Raw genomic sequence first — 14,314 nt, forward strand, 5'->3', positions numbered from 1 at the left:
GTTCGGGACGGCGCCAGGCTCTGGAGAGGCTATGGGGCGGGAGGGGGAGTGCGATGAACTTAAACGCGCGGATGATGACATAAAGCCATTATTGTAGGGCAGTCATGCAATGTAACGAGATGCTAGCGCCAATGCCCTGCACGCAGGCGCTGGAAGCGGCTTCACCTTCGCCCTTGCTGACGCCGATACGCCCCCGGCTGAACACCCACTGCCTTGGCGAAGGCACGCGTGAACGCCGCCACAGATTGATACCCCGCCTGGACGCCAACCTGCTCGACCGTATGGCCAGCGCGCAGCAGCTGGCTGGCATGGCGCATGCGCAGTGCCAAAAGCACTTGGCCGGGTGACTGCCCGGCCAGCTCGCTGAAACGCTTGAAGAACGCCGAGCGCGACAAGCCCGTGCACGCCGCCATGCGCTCCAGCGTCCAGATGGCCCCAGGGGCCTTGATCAGCTGTTCGAGCAAGTCGGCAAACGCCGGCTGGCGGGCAAGGGCGATCAGCCCTCCCAGCGGCTGAGCGCCATGCACCTGTTGGCGCAAGGCATAAAGGAACAGCAGGTGCGTCAGCCGCTCCAGCAAGACTTGAGACGGCCCGTTGGCGCGCCGGCATTCTTCCAGGATCAGATCGAACAACGCCCGTGCAGCGCTGCCAGCGGGATCCTCGGCGCGCAGGATGATCAGGTCGGCCATTGCGTCGATGATCAGTGCCGAGAGGCCGCTGCTGAAATGGAAGAATCCACAGACCAGGCCCACCCCATCGCTGGCTTGGGTATCCAGGGGCTGCATGGTTTGGCGTGGTTGGGCGCAGGCCTGCGCTGCATCGGCTTCGCTGGCAAGCCGATAACTTACGTCACGCAGCAGGAACACGGCGTCGCCGCGCTCAAGGCGCACTGGCTGTTCGAGGGTATCGGCGTGCAGCCAGCAGCCGCCTTGCACGACCAGGTGAAAACTGGCGTGACCCATGCCGTGAGTGCTGGCGTGCCAACCCCCGCAGTAACGGCCGACATGGAACAGGCTGGCGTCTAGCTCGAGGTTTTCTAATAACCGCTCGACGAGATGGCTGGACGAAATCATCTAAGGCAAACACTCAGAAGCAAGTAAAAACGACTGATGAATATGGAGCGTACTTCTTATAACCAACAGACTGTACTGATACACGGCAAAGGAGATTACCCCATGTCCTCGCGCATTACCCTACACGACCTGCAGACCGCACCAGAGGCGGCCAAGCCGTTTCTTGAAAACGCCCAGAAGAACTCGGGCTTCATCCCCAACCTGCTGCGTGTCTTGGCCAATGCGCCAGCAGCGCTGGAGACCTATGTCACCGTTTCGGCGTTGAACGGTAAGTCGGAGCTGACCTTGGCCGAGCGCGAAGTGGTGCAGTTGATCGCCGCCACCCAGCACGGTTGCGACTTCTGCGTGGCGGGCCATACCGCAGTGGCCCTGAATAAAGCCAAGCTGCCCCATGAAGTGGTCGACGCCCTGCGCGCGCGCGGTGAGCTTCCCGACGCGCGTTATGAAACCCTGGCGGCGTTTGCCCGCGAAGTCATCGCTACCCGCGGCGACGTGAGCCCGGCAACCTACCAGGCTTTTCGTGACGCCGGCTTCACCGAGGGCAATGCGCTGGAAGTGATTCTGGGCGTCAGCCTCGCAACCCTGTGCAACTTTGCTAATGTGTTCGCCCAGACGCCGCTCAACGATGAGTTGGGTAAGTACCGCTGGCAACAGCCGTCTGCATAAGGCGCAGGCAACCCGCCGCACGGCGGTCGGTGCAGGAGCGGCCATTGGCCGTGAACGGGTCGCCAGGCGGCCGCGGCGTTTCAAAAGGAGCAAGAACACATGCAAGAGTGCGCATTTGGACAGTGGCTGGATGCCAATGCCGAAGCCATCGACCGAGGCCAGTGCGAGCCGCAACGGGTGCTGTCGCAGATCGCCCAGTCGCAGCTGCTGCGCGTTGGCATTGACCCTGCCCTGGGTGGTTCAGGTGGTCAGATCACCGATGCCGTGGAGGCCATCGCAGCCATTGCCAGCCGTTCACTGGCGACGGCCTTCGTTTGCTGGGGGCAGCGGGCCTTCATCGAGTACCTGCTACAGAGCCCCAATGCCGGGCTGCGCCAACGGCTACTGCCTGCACTGCTGAGCGGTGAACTGGCCGGCGCTACGGGTTTGTCCAACGCCATGAAGTTTCTTTCGGGTATCGAGACACTGCAGGTGCGCGGTAGGCCTCTGGAGGATGGCTGGGACCTGGAAGGGCGGTTGCACTGGGTGACCAACCTGCGCAAGAGCGGCTTCGTTGTCGCCGCGGCTATCGAAGATGAAGGCGGTGGCGCCCCCTTCGTGCTGGCCATTCCGTCCGATGCTCAAGGTCTTGAGCGCTCAGATGACCTGCAACTGATGGGCTTGCAGTCGAGTAACACCGCTGCGCTGGCCTTTCATCAGGTGCAGCTGCCGCGTGACTGGTTGCTGCACGATAACGCACATGAATTCCTACCCCGGGTGCGGCCGGCTTTCCTGGGGCTGCAGTGCGGCATGGCCATCGGCCTGGCGCGCAGGGCGCTGGAGGAAGTCCAGGGTCACCTGCACGGGCGCGCTTCGTTCCTGGATGAAGCCAGGCAGGTACTCGGTGCTCGCCTGGAGAACACCGTGAGCGAGCTCAAGCAGGGGCTGCTCGATGAGCGCTTCAAGGAGCAACCGGCAGCGCTGTTCAAATTGCGCATCACCCTGGCCGAGTGCGCTGCCGATGCCGTGCAGCTTGAGCTTCAGGCAAGCGGCGGCAAAGCTTACCTGTGCGAGTACGGCGAAGGCTTCGCTCGGCGCTGGCGTGAGTCGGCCTTCGTGCCGATCGTCACCCCCAGCCTGGTGCAACTGCGCGCTGAACTTCACCGCCAGGCAGCATCGGCATGACCCGCGTGGTGCTACAAGCCCAGGGCATCAGCCTGGGTTACCCCCGTGCCGAGGGCTGGCAGCAGGTACTGGCGCAGTTCGATCTGCAACTGGCCCCAGGCGAGGTGGTGAGCATCCTGGGCCCCAGCGGGGTCGGCAAGTCCAGCCTGCTGCGCGTGCTGGCCGGCCTTCAGCAACCCCAGGGTGGGCATGTGATGTTGCACGGCCAGCCGCTGCAGGGTCCGCATCCGCGCCTGGCAGTGGCCTTTCAGGATCCAAGCCTGCTGCCTTGGCTGAGCCTGGAAAAGAACGTTGCCTTCGGCCTGGACTTCGCTCGCCAGCCAGCGCTTGCCGCAGACGAGCGTCGGGCACGCGTCGACCATGCCATTGCCGCCGTGGGCCTGGAGCATGCGCGCAACCAGTACCCGGCCCAGCTCTCCGGCGGCATGGCCCAGCGCACGGCATTGGCCCGTTGCCTGGCGCGCCAACCTGAAGTGCTGCTGCTCGACGAGCCATTCGGCGCGCTGGACGAGGTGACCCGCGCCGACATGCAGCAACTGCTGCTGCAATTGATCGCCACGCACAACACCGCGGCGGTCCTGATCACGCACGACATCGACGAAGCCCTGCTGTTGTCCGACCGCGTATTGCTACTGGGCGACCACCCAGCGCACACGCTCGGGCAATGGCGCGTCGACCTGCTGCAACCCCGGACGCAGCAGGTCGAGGCATTGGGCGCTTTGCGCATCGAGATTCTCAAAACCCTTCGGCGGGCAAGCCGCACAAACGAACCTCAACCCACCCCGTTGCCCTCGGAGGCTGTCCATGTGCATGGATGACTGCTGCGGCGCTTCTTCGCGTCGCGATTTTCTCAAGATGAGCGCACTGCTGACCGCAGCTGGCGCCTTGCCGCTGCTGTCCAGCCTGCAGGCGCGCGCCGCCGCAGAACCCGATGCGCCTGTGCGCATCGGTTATCTACCTATCACCGATGCCACCCCGTTGCTGGTGGCGCATAACAATGGCCTGTTCGAAGCCGAAGGCATCAAGGCCGAACGGCCCGTGTTGCTGCGCAGCTGGGCACAGGTGATCGAAGCGTTCATTTCTGGGCAGGTCAACGTCATTCACCTGTTGTCACCGATGACGGTTTGGGCGCGTTACGCAAGCAAGGTGCCGGCCAAAGTGGTGGCCTGGAACCACGTGGGCGGTTCGGGGCTGACGGTAGCGCCGGACATCACCGACATGAAACAGCTCGGTGGCAAGACCGTGGCCATTCCGTTCTGGTACTCGATCCATAACGTGGTGCTGCAACAGATGCTCGCCGACAGCGGCCTGACCGCCGTGTCCAAGCCTGCCACAGCAGCGCTCGCCGCCAACGAAGTCAACCTGCTGGTGCTGCCTCCCTCTGACATGCCCCCAGCGCTGGCCAGCAAGCGCATCGCCGGCTACATCGTCGCCGAGCCGTTCAACGCCTTGGCCGAAAACCTCAAGGTCGGTCGCGTGCAGCGCTTCACCGCAGACGTCTGGCGCAACCATGCCTGCTGCGTGGTGTTCATGCACGAGCACGACCTGAACAACCGGCCGGACTGGTCGCAGAAGGTGGTCAACGCCATCGTCAAGGCCCAGCAATGGACCCGCGAACACCGGGCAGAGGCGGCTGCCTTGCTGTCCAAGTCAGGCCCTAACAAGTACACCCCGCACGATTCCGCGGTGTTGACCAAGGTGTTGGCACCCGCTGCCAGCGACCGTGCCGACTACATTGCCACTGGCGCCATACAGCACCAGCAGTGGGATGAGAAACGCATCGATTTCCAGCCGTACCCGTACCCCAGCTACACCCAAGAGCTCGTTTCCCGGCTCAAGCGCACCCTGATCGAAGGCAACAACGCGTTCCTCGCCGACCTGGACCCGGCCCACGTGGCCGGTGATCTGGTCGACGACCGTTTTGTGCGCAACGCCATCGCCAGCGTCGGTGGCCCTTCGGTCTTCGGTATTGGCGACAGCTTCGAGCGCAGCGAGGAGTTCGCGGTCTGATGCGCAAGCACGTGGTACATGCCAGCCTGGGGCTGGCCGGATTGCTGGGGTTGCTGCTGGTCTGGTGGGCGGGGGTGGCAGCCTTCGGCCAGCCCGATGGTCTGTCGGCACGCTTCTCGCCCTCAGCCACCTTTACCAGCCTGATCGAGCTGCTTGGGCAAGGCGAGGTGTACGGTCACATCTGGGTCAGCCTCAAACGAATCCTGATCGGGTTAGTGCTGGCACTGCTGATAGGCGTGCCCCTTGGGCTGTTGGTGGGCAGCTACCGGCACCTGGAGGCGGCGACTACACCTGCTTTTCAGTTTCTGCGCATGATCTCGCCGCTGTCGTGGATGCCGGTCGTGGTGATGCTGATGGGGGTGGGCGACCAACCTATCTACTTCCTGCTGGCGTTCGCAGCGCTGTGGCCGATCCTGCTCAATACCGCTGCCGGTGTAAGGCAACTGGACCCGCGCTGGCTGCAGCTGAGCCGAAGCCTGAGCGCCACCCGCTGGGAAACCTTGTGCAAGGTGATCGTCCCTGGTGTGATCGGGCACGTGCTCACAGGCGTACGGCTGGCCATCGGCATTCTGTGGATCGTGCTGGTGCCCTGCGAGATGCTCGGGGTGAGCGCAGGCCTGGGATACTTCATTCTCGATACACGCGACCGTCTGGCCTATTCAGAGCTGATGGCCATGGTGCTGCTGATCGGGGTGTTGGGCTTTGCCCTGGATGCGCTGGCCCGTGGTCTGCATCGCCGTTGGGTGCATGCCTGAGTGTGGGCAACCTGCGCCGTGTCACAGGCGCAGGAGCAGGGGGATCAATGTACCGTCAGGCGTTGCTGCACACAGGCTTGAGCCTGAAGGGCTAGCTCATCCAGACGCTCGTCCCGACGCTGTTCGGCCTCGATCATGGCGTCCTCGCCGTGCTGGTTCAGCAGATAGGTGTGGATTTGCATGACTTCGGTGGTCTGGTAGATGGGCGCGATGTCCAGGCGCCCGATCAGCGCATCACCGCCCTGACCGGTACTGCTCATCAGTACCTGTGGGCCGTTGGCCGAGACGGCTTGCATGCCCATGACTTCGAACCACGGCACCTGATGGGCAAAGGCATTCAACTCGATGTACCTGTACTGAGCCTGCAGGTCGGCCAGCAAGGCGCGCGCGACCCCCTTGCGGCGGTACGTGGGCGCTACAGCGAGAAAAGCCAGGGCGCAGGCCTGGTCGTCGTTGTCGGCGGGCAATGCCAGAGCGAAGCCCAGTAACTGATCCGGGGCATCGGCATCGAGCGCCAGCGTCAGGGCAACGCGCAGCCCGCGGGTGCCATCGAGTGCTTGCAGGTACTGGTGTACCTCCATGCCTACACCGTATTGGTACAACGGGTACAACGGGTTGTCAGGCGTAATGGCGACACTACTCAGCTCACCCACCTCGTGGATGACCAGTTCCCGGATCTGGTTCTGGAACGACTCGGGTGGCACGCTGGACAGGCGGCTCAGGATGTGCATCGGCAAACAGGCTCCGGCGAATGGAATACAGCCCGCAGCATGAGTGCGCGGGCTGTACAGTCTACCCGTTTTTGCCGTTATCGCCGTCGGCGCGCAGGGCGTCGAGCATCAAGTCCAGGTTCTGCACGGCAGCCCCGGCAGCCCCTTTGCCCAGGTTGTCGAAGACGGCGGTCAACAGCACCTGGCCGTGCGAGGGGTTGGCGTACAGGGCCAGGCGCAGATCATCGGTCCCGTTGAGCGCCTGGGGGTCGAGCCGCTCGGCTGTGCCCTGGGTTTGCAGCGGCATCACCTTCACGTGGCGGGCGCCCTGGTAGTGCTGCTCCAGACACGCCTGCAACTGCTGCGCGCTGACCCGGCCGGGCAGCATGCGCAGGTGCAGGGCGATGCTGAGGACGATGCCCTGGCGATAGGCGCCATAGGCGGGCATGAACATGGGACGGGCCGATAGGCCGGCGTGGACCTGGATCTCGGGCACATGCTTGTGCGCCAGATCCAGCCCGTACATGAGCACGGCCGAGGCGTCGCTATTGTCCTGCTGCTCATGCTGCTGCACCGCTGCGCGCCCGCCGCCGGAATAGCCCGAGATGGCATGGATGGCCAGCGGGTAGTCGGCAGGTACCAAGCCTGCCGCGATCAAGGGGCCGAGCAGTGCGATCGCGCCCGTCGGGTAGCAGCCAGGGTTGCTGACCCGGGTACTTTGGCCGATATGCGCAGCCTGGTCACGATTCAGTTCGGCGAAACCGTAGGTCCAACCTGGCGCGGTACGGTGGGCTGAGCTGGCATCGATCACCCGCACCCCGGGATTGTCGATCACGCTCACCGCTTCGCGTGCAGCGTCATCGGGCAAACAGAGGATGGCGATGTCGGCACGGTTGATGGCCTCGCTGCGGCACTTGAGGTCCTTGCGCTGGGCGTCGGCAAGTGTCAGCAGGCGCAGGTCCTTGCGATCGTGCAGGCGGGCATGGATTTGCAGCCCGGTGGTGCCTTGATCGCCATCGATGAAGACAAGAGGTAGATGCATGTTCACGTGTCCAAGCCAGTAGGTCGGACACCAGCGTCGCTCAAGCCAGACGTAAAGAAAATTTACATTTCATGACCGGGACGTTCAGCTATTCTGAACCTTTCGACGTTTAGCTCAAGGAAACCGTGGCACTGTGCGTGAAATAAGCCTTGACCGCCTGCGGACGCTGGTGGTGATCAGTCAGCTAGGGTCTTTTGCGGCGGCAGCCCGTCAGCTCAATCTGGCACCCCCCACCATCAGCCTGCACGTGGCCGAGCTGGAGTCGCGGGTGGGCGCTTCGCTGCTGACCCGCACACGCGGCCAGGTTCGGCCGACAGCCATTGGCGAAACCCTTCTGGTGCGCGCCAGGCGCCTGCTTGCCGATGCCGAACTGGCCCTGGATGAGGTGCGCAATCAAGTGCAAGGCCTGACAGGGCGTGTGCGGCTTGGCGCATCGACAGGGGCCATCGCGCACCTGCTGCCCGAGGCGCTTGAGCACCTGCGCATTGATCACCCGGGCATCGATGTGCAGGTGCAGGTCCTCACTTCCCAGGCGTCCCTGGTGCAGTTGCGTGAAGGGCTGCTGGACATCGGCCTGGTGGCCTTGCCACAAGTGGCGGGCAAGGGCCTGGCGGTCACTGCTTGGCGCCGAGACCCCATCCTGGCTTACATGCCGGCTGACTGGCAGCCGCCGGCAGCTGTCACGCCTCAGTGGTTGGCCGAGCGCCCTTTGATCCTCAATGACAGCAGCACGCAGTTGTCGCGGGTCTGCTCCGAATGGTTCGCAGCGGCCGGGCTGCACCCACAGCCACGCATCGAACTGAACTACAACGACGCGATCAAGCGCCTGGTGAGTGCCGGGTACGGTGCCACGTTGCTGCCGCAGGAGGGTGAGGTAACGGAGGCAGACCCACGTCTGGTCTGTCGACCCTTGAGGCCTGGGTTGTGGCGGCAGTTGGGGATCGCCTGCCGGGACGCCAGGCAGGATAAGGCTACTCACTATGTGCTTCAGGCATTGGAGCGGCTGAGTCAGTAGCGTGGGCAGGCGCAGCAGCGGTCAATGCTGGGGATGACGGGTTGAGCAATGCCGAAAACGGGCAGGGCGCAAGTATCTGCGCCATGGGCTAAGCAGGCGGGGCCGCGATGGGCTGCGCCGCAGCCCCAGGCGTTCAGCCCGAATCGTCAATACAAGCCTTAGAACCAGCGATCGCTCTTTTTCCGCCCACGGGTCAAGGCCGGTAGAATGAGACCGACCAACAAGCCCGCCCCTGCGATGCTGCCGCCATACACCATGTAGCGCATCATCACCTGCTTGTTCTCGTCACCCAGGCGCGCCTGGGCATCGCGAAGGTTCGACTGGCTCTGGTCCAGTTGCTCGTTCAAGTCCTTGTTGCGCGCCTGGAGTTCGTCGACCAGTTGCTTGCGCGAATCCAGGGTTTCCTGCATGCCCTGCACCCGGTTCTTCCAGCTGTCATCGATGGTCTTCAATTGCCCTGTCAATTCGGCCACCTTGGCATCGAGCTCAGGCAAGCGCTCATTCTGGCCAGGCACTGACTGCAGATCACTGGAGAGGATCCACACCACATCACCGTTTTGTCCACGGACCTGGCTGTAGTTGCCCTGGGTACCGATCAGCGTCAGCGGCTGCCCGGACTTCAGCGTACCGACGATACGGTGGCCGTCTGTCGGACCACTGCGTACGTAGGTGCTGAGGCTGTCACTGACCCAGCGGGCATCGCTGGCTGGCGTCTCGGCGTGCGCGGGCGTGACGAGCGCCAGGGCGCTGGCAAGCAGACCGCCGCGCAGGGCAGGGAGGGCAAAGGCAGTTAGGCGGGAGTCGGGCATTTTGGGGTCTTCGCTGAAGCTGGACAAATGTAGGCCGATGAATGGGCCGCGAACCGGTCGGGTAGTGAACCGTCAGCCAAAGACCGTTTTTTTGTAAGCTGGTTCACCGTTGGCGTCGCGAAAAGTCTTCAACATGTTGCGCAAATGGATGAGGTGCGGGGCAGGGTCAACCAGGCATTCTTTCTGTACACCGGTTCGATTGGTAAACCTGAGCGCGGCAATGGGGCCTGCCTGGGTCTAGCAGGCGTCGCCCCTGGAATGGAAAACTGATGCCGTTCGTTCCCTGGCTGCAGCCCAACCCTGGCCGGCATCGAACCAGGCGACTCTACCTTGCTGAAGGTCATTCATGAGCGCTGCGCTCATTCGGCTGGAAGGCGTTGACGATATTGCGTCGGTCGCTGGGGCTGCGAAACTGGCACTTTTACCAGTTTCGCGGGTAGGCATCAGAGCGCCCGATCTGGCGACCTCATGATTCGGTCAGCTCTTTGGTTGCAACAGCTTTCACCGAGGCTTTCTTTTCCTGAACGACGATGTAGAACTCTTCGCCATGCTTGACGGCGCCATACAACACAGCTTTTTCGATCAGCTCGGTACCGCGAAGGTGGCGCAGCATCATGGGGTCCTTGCGCAGGTCGCGATAAAGCGCCAGACACAGCAGCACCATGACCAGTACGAAGGGCAGGGCCACCACGATGGTCAGGTTTTGCAGCCCGGTCAGGGCTTTGTCCGGCGCGCTGGGATCACCGATGGCCAGCATGATGGCTGCGACCGTGCCGGTGAGCGCTCCCCAGAAAATCACCGTGCGTCGTGAAGGGGAGGTGGTGCCATGTTCGGACAGCGTCCCCATGACCAGTGATGCTGCGTCGGCACCGGATACGAAGAAGATACCGACCAGGATCATCACCAGCACCGCAGTGGCGGAGGCCAAAGGGTAACTGGCGAGCAATTGGTACAGCGCATGGTTGCTGTTGACGGCACCGTTAGCCAGCACGAAGGCGCCTTCGCGCAAGGCGTCGATGGCCGCTCCGCCGAAGATGGTGAACCACACCAGGCTGACCAGGCTTGGCACCAGCAGTACCCCGGTGACGAATTGGCGAATGGTGCGGCCACGGCTGATACGGGCGATGAACATGCCGACGAAAGGCGTCCAGGAGATCCACCATGCCCAGTAGAACACCGTCCAGCCGGCCAGCCAGGCGTTCATCGGTTCGCCGCCGCTGGCATTGGTGCGCGCCATCATTTCCGGCAGCATCTTGATGTAGATACCGATCGATGTCGGCAGCAGGTTGAGCATCAGCAGGGTAGGCCCGACCAGAAACACGAACACGGCGAGCACAAGTGCAAGCACCATGTTGGTATTGGACAGCCACTGGATACCCTTGCCGATGCCCGACACAGCTGAGGTGACGAAGGCGATGGTCAGCACGGTGATCAGTGCGATGTAGAACAGCTTGCCGGGGTGCTCGATCCAGCCGTTGTATTCAAGGCCACCTGCAATTTGCAGCGCCCCAAGCCCCAGCGATGCGGCCGAGCCGAACAGCGTGGCAAAGATTGCCATCATGTCGATCAGCCGGCCGAGCGGGCCATTGGCGTGCTTGCCGATCAAGGGCCTGAAGGCTGCGGATATCAGTTGGGAGCGGCCGCGCCGAAAAGTGCCATAGGCGATGGCGAGCCCGACGATGGCATACATTGCCCAAGGGTGCAGCGTCCAGTGAAACAGGGTGGTGGCCATGGCCACCTGCATCGCTTCGCTCGACTGACCAGTGGTCGAGCCCGGCGGCGGGGAAACGTAGTGCGATAACGGCTCGGCCACGCCGAAGAACATCAGGCCGATGCCCATGCCGGCGCTGAACATCATCGCCACCCACGACACCGTTCGAAATTCGGGCAGTTCCCCGTCCCTGCCCAGCGGCACACGACCATAACGACTGGCAGCCAACCACAGTACGAACACGACGAACACAGTCGAGGTCAGCACGAAGAACCAGCCGAAGTTGAGAATGACCCACGACTGCGCACTGGACGCGCTGCTAGCCAAATTGACTTGGTTGAGGAAACCCCACAGCACGAACGCGATGGCCAGCAGGCTGGTGAAACCGAACACGACCCAGTCGAGCTTGCCCTCCAGGCGCCTGTCCTGTCGGGCTTCGTCCGTTTTGGAGGGATCGGTCACGCCAAGATCGGGTGTCTCTGCGAAGTGTTCCTTTGCCATGAAGTTGAAGCCCTGTGTGACGTGCCTGCTGAAACAGGCTTGTTGTTGTAGGGGCGAGCGCGTGGTGGCGTTCTCGGCAGGGTGGTTTGCCGGGCGATTATCCTGCGCACCAAATCCCGCTGCCTGTCCCGGTTGCGCCCTGGGGCTTCCATTGCGCGACCTGCTGGTCACTTTTAGTTCCTGGGCGGATGACCCTTTCTGTGTCGTGTTCTGTTAACCTGATCGACATCACCCGGGCCTGCTTGTCCGAGTAGCGTGGACACGCTGCTGCTCGTGGCCTGGGCCGCATCAGGAAACGGAGATTCGTCAACATGGCCACTGATCGTGTGAGCCTGATTCATTTCGATAAATTGAGCATGAGCCCCGCCGCTGCCGATCGCTTCCAGCAGGCACTCGACGCCCTGGAGACACTGAAACTGCAGGATCGCTATGTCTACCTCATCGCGCCTTATCTGGGTGATATCGCCGACGCCTCCGATGCGGACCAATTAGCCACTGCCGTCGAGCAAGGCCTGCGTGTGGTCGACGAACTGCTGAGCGGCAAGTCGGTTACCAAGGCCAAAGCCGACGAGGTGCGCGAGGTGTTCCAGCGGGCCGGTGAGCGCGCGCGGGTAGAGCTGACCGCCTGAAGCAGGTTTTACGTCCAGTGCCCAGCGCAGGGAACGAGGAATCACAGCGTCGTCTGCCGGAGTTCTTGCATGATCAAGGGTTTGGTTGGCCTGTTGTGCCTCGGGCTGTTGCCATCGTTGGCAATGGCTGCCGAGCCGTGTAAACGCCTGACCGCTACCGGAAATCCGGAATACCCACCTTACCTTTGGCATGACCCCCTCGACCCGCAACACCTGGTTGGGGCCAATGCCGATCTGGTCACCCACCTGGCCAACAGCCTTGGCCTGGAAATCGACGTCCTCTATGTAGGCCCTTGGTCCAGAGCCCAGGAAGAGGTTCGCACCGGCAGAATCGACTTGATGGCCGGCTACTTCATCACCGACGCTCGCCGGCAGCAGATGGACTACATTCTGCCCGCATTTCTCTACACGCCGAGCGTGATCTGGGCTCGTCAGGGGCATGGCTTCGTCTACGGGCAATGGTCGGATCTGCAGGGCCTCAAGGGCGGAACGCTGGTCAATAACAGTCACGGTCAACAGTTCGATGCCTATGCCAGGCAGCACCTGATGCTCGAAGCGGTGCCCAGCGCCAGGCAGGCTTTCGAAAAGCTGATGCACGGGCGCAGTGACTATGTGATCTATGAGCAGTACCCGGGCATGGCCCTGGCGCGCACCTTGGGCATCGACCAGCAGGTGCTGATCCTGCAGCCGCCTGTCTCCAGCGAAGGCCTGTACCTGGCCCTGTCAAAGGCTTCGCCGTGCAACCAGCCGGCGCTGCGCGAAGCCTTGGGCCGGGCGATGCAGCAGCTCAACGCGCAGGATGTACCGCAGCAGTTGCTCAGACTCAACCTGGAACGCAGCCGCTAAGGCTTTCCCGTGCTCGACGGCGTGGCATGCCTCAGCGCATTTGCAGGATGATCGGGCTGGGGCTGGCAGGGTCGGTATCGTTGCGCAGCTTGGCCACGGCCGCCGCTTTCACGGCGTTGCCGTGGTTACCCCAGGCACTTCGGGTATAGCTCAACACCTCTGCTATTTCCTGATCGCTCAACTGTGCACGCATGGCGGGCATGCGGTAGGCATCGGGCCTGCCATCGGCCACGGCCCGCTGCGACCCGTTCAGGGTGATGTTGATGGCCGAGGCAGCCTCCTTGGCGAGCAAGGAAGTGGCACCAGCCAGGGGCGGCATCCACTCGCCCTGGCCCTTGCCATCCATGCCGTGGCAGGTGGCGCAGCGTGCCATGTAAGTGCGTACGCCTGGGCGCTCCAGCTGCGCGAGTGTGGGCTCGGGCTGATACTGCCAGGGTTTGCCATCACGGGATGGGTCGCCGAGCAGCGCCTTGAGGTAATGGGCGATGGCCTGTAGATCGCCATCGGTCATGAACTGCGTAGAGTTGTTGAATGCCTCGGTCATCGAGCCGAAGACCACGGCATGTCGATTGCGACCGGTCTTGAGAAACTGCACCACCTCAGTCTCGTTCCAGCGCCCGAGGCCGGTGTTGGGATCATTGCGCAAACTTGGCGCGTACCAGCCATCGAGCAAGGCGCCTGCGAGGTACGCCGTGCCCGAGTCATCAAAGGCTTTTTCATTGAAGGCCAGGCCGCGGGGGGTATGGCAACTGCCGCAGTGCCCCGGTCCCTGCACGATGTAGGCGCCGCGATTCCACAGTGTGTTCTTGTCGTTCTTCGCCAAGTACGGGCTGGCAGGGGCGAAGGCTCCGTTCCACAGGGCAATGGGCCAGCGCAGGTTCAATGGCCAGGGTATGTCGACAGGCTTGTTCGGCTGCCGTGCTGGCTGAACACTGCGCATGAAGAATGCGTACAGCGCTCGTACGTCATCGTCGCTGAGTTTGGCATAGGAGGGGTAGGGCATGGCGGGGTAAAGGCGGCGGCCACCAGGCGCCACACCGTGGCGCACGGCCCGGTCGAAATCGGCCAGCGAGTAGGCGCCGATGCCTGTTTCTTTGTCAGGGGTGATGTTGGTGGCGTGGATCGTGCCAAGCGGCGTTGCCATTTCGAGCCCACCTGCCATGGGCGGGTTATCAGGCACGCTGTGGCAGGCGACGCAATCGCCCAGCCGTGCGACGTATTCCCCGCGTCGGATCAATGCCAGGTCGTCGGTGGCGCGTGCCTGCTCATCAGCGAACGGCGAGGCAGGTTCTCGGGTGACGTACCAACCGGCCAAGCCAGCGACGACCGCGCAGGGCAGCAACAGCCAGCCGAGGGTTCTAGCAGTACGAGGGTTCATGGCGG

The 14,314-nt window shown here is 62.9% G+C and carries 14 protein-coding genes; 8 read left to right on the top strand and 6 right to left on the bottom strand.

Annotated features, from left to right (window positions below; all coding sequences use genetic code 11):
- Window positions 1-161 precede the first annotated feature (161 nt).
- Window positions 162-1,073 carry an AraC family transcriptional regulator gene (locus tag PFU01S_RS05910; RefSeq protein ID WP_027914832.1) on the bottom strand — a complete coding sequence of 304 codons (912 nt, stop codon included), beginning with the start codon at window positions 1,071-1,073 and terminating at the stop codon, window positions 162-164.
- Between the two features lie 102 nt (window positions 1,074-1,175).
- Here PFU01S_RS05910 and PFU01S_RS05915 point away from each other — a divergent pair, with 102 nt between their 5' ends.
- The 5 genes from PFU01S_RS05915 to PFU01S_RS05935 all read left to right on the top strand — a co-directional run bounded on the left by PFU01S_RS05915 (window position 1,176) and on the right by PFU01S_RS05935 (window position 5,668).
- A complete protein-coding gene (locus PFU01S_RS05915; protein WP_023535132.1) occupies window positions 1,176-1,739 on the top strand; it encodes a carboxymuconolactone decarboxylase family protein in 564 nt (187 codons plus the stop codon).
- A 99-nt stretch (window positions 1,740-1,838) separates the two neighbouring features.
- Window positions 1,839-2,903 carry an acyl-CoA dehydrogenase family protein gene (locus PFU01S_RS05920; RefSeq protein ID WP_028686368.1) on the top strand — a complete coding sequence of 355 codons (1,065 nt, stop codon included), beginning with the start codon at window positions 1,839-1,841 and terminating at the stop codon, window positions 2,901-2,903.
- The gene (locus PFU01S_RS05925) at window positions 2,900-3,721 is read left to right on the top strand and encodes an ABC transporter ATP-binding protein (protein ID WP_028686367.1); all 822 of its coding nucleotides are present in this window, start codon (window positions 2,900-2,902) and stop codon (window positions 3,719-3,721) included. Before PFU01S_RS05920 ends, PFU01S_RS05925 begins: the two co-directional genes overlap by 4 nt.
- Complete coding sequence (locus PFU01S_RS05930; RefSeq protein WP_028686366.1) at window positions 3,708-4,913, top strand: ABC transporter substrate-binding protein; 1,206 nt, start codon at window positions 3,708-3,710, stop codon at window positions 4,911-4,913. Before PFU01S_RS05925 ends, PFU01S_RS05930 begins: the two co-directional genes overlap by 14 nt.
- Window positions 4,913-5,668 carry an ABC transporter permease gene (locus tag PFU01S_RS05935; protein ID WP_027914836.1) on the top strand — a complete coding sequence of 252 codons (756 nt, stop codon included), beginning with the start codon at window positions 4,913-4,915 and terminating at the stop codon, window positions 5,666-5,668. The genes PFU01S_RS05930 and PFU01S_RS05935 overlap by 1 nt, the downstream gene beginning before the upstream one ends.
- Before the next feature lie 44 nt (window positions 5,669-5,712).
- On the opposite strand, the gene PFU01S_RS05940 is transcribed toward PFU01S_RS05935, so the two are convergent.
- Window positions 5,713-6,399 carry a GNAT family N-acetyltransferase gene (locus PFU01S_RS05940; protein ID WP_028686365.1) on the bottom strand — a complete coding sequence of 229 codons (687 nt, stop codon included), beginning with the start codon at window positions 6,397-6,399 and terminating at the stop codon, window positions 5,713-5,715.
- Window positions 6,400-6,460: 61 nt separating this feature from the next.
- The gene (argC, locus tag PFU01S_RS05945) at window positions 6,461-7,420 is read right to left on the bottom strand and encodes an N-acetyl-gamma-glutamyl-phosphate reductase (protein ID WP_028686364.1); all 960 of its coding nucleotides are present in this window, start codon (window positions 7,418-7,420) and stop codon (window positions 6,461-6,463) included.
- Between the two features lie 133 nt (window positions 7,421-7,553).
- Here argC and PFU01S_RS05950 point away from each other — a divergent pair, with 133 nt between their 5' ends.
- Window positions 7,554-8,435, top strand: a complete 882-nt coding sequence (locus PFU01S_RS05950) for a LysR family transcriptional regulator (RefSeq protein ID WP_028686363.1) — start codon at window positions 7,554-7,556, stop codon at window positions 8,433-8,435.
- Window positions 8,436-8,593: 158 nt separating this feature from the next.
- On the opposite strand, the gene PFU01S_RS05955 is transcribed toward PFU01S_RS05950, so the two are convergent.
- Both PFU01S_RS05955 and PFU01S_RS05960 read right to left on the bottom strand, forming a co-directional pair.
- Window positions 8,594-9,244: a TIGR04211 family SH3 domain-containing protein gene (locus PFU01S_RS05955; RefSeq protein ID WP_027914840.1), complete on the bottom strand. Its 651-nt coding sequence runs from the start codon at window positions 9,242-9,244 to the stop codon at window positions 8,594-8,596.
- 466 nt (window positions 9,245-9,710) lie between these two features.
- Entirely contained in the window at window positions 9,711-11,456 is a 1,746-nt protein-coding gene (locus tag PFU01S_RS05960; RefSeq protein ID WP_028686362.1) for a BCCT family transporter, read from the bottom strand.
- A gap of 311 nt (window positions 11,457-11,767) precedes the next feature.
- On the opposite strand from PFU01S_RS05960, the gene PFU01S_RS05965 reads away from it, so the two are divergent.
- Window positions 11,768-12,085, top strand: coding sequence for a hypothetical protein (locus PFU01S_RS05965; protein WP_027914842.1), 318 nt, complete (start codon window positions 11,768-11,770; stop codon window positions 12,083-12,085).
- A gap of 69 nt (window positions 12,086-12,154) precedes the next feature.
- Window positions 12,155-12,931: a substrate-binding periplasmic protein gene (locus tag PFU01S_RS05970; protein ID WP_028686361.1), complete on the top strand. Its 777-nt coding sequence runs from the start codon at window positions 12,155-12,157 to the stop codon at window positions 12,929-12,931.
- Window positions 12,932-12,962: 31 nt separating this feature from the next.
- Here PFU01S_RS05970 and PFU01S_RS05975 read toward each other — a convergent pair whose 3' ends face one another.
- Window positions 12,963-14,309 (bottom strand): c-type cytochrome, encoded by a 1,347-nt coding sequence (locus PFU01S_RS05975; protein WP_028686360.1) that lies wholly within the window; start codon window positions 14,307-14,309, stop codon window positions 12,963-12,965.
- Window positions 14,310-14,314 lie beyond the last annotated feature (5 nt).

Source organism: Pseudomonas fulva NBRC 16637 = DSM 17717 (assembly GCF_000730565.1).
GTDB lineage: Bacteria > Pseudomonadota > Gammaproteobacteria > Pseudomonadales > Pseudomonadaceae > Aquipseudomonas > Aquipseudomonas fulva.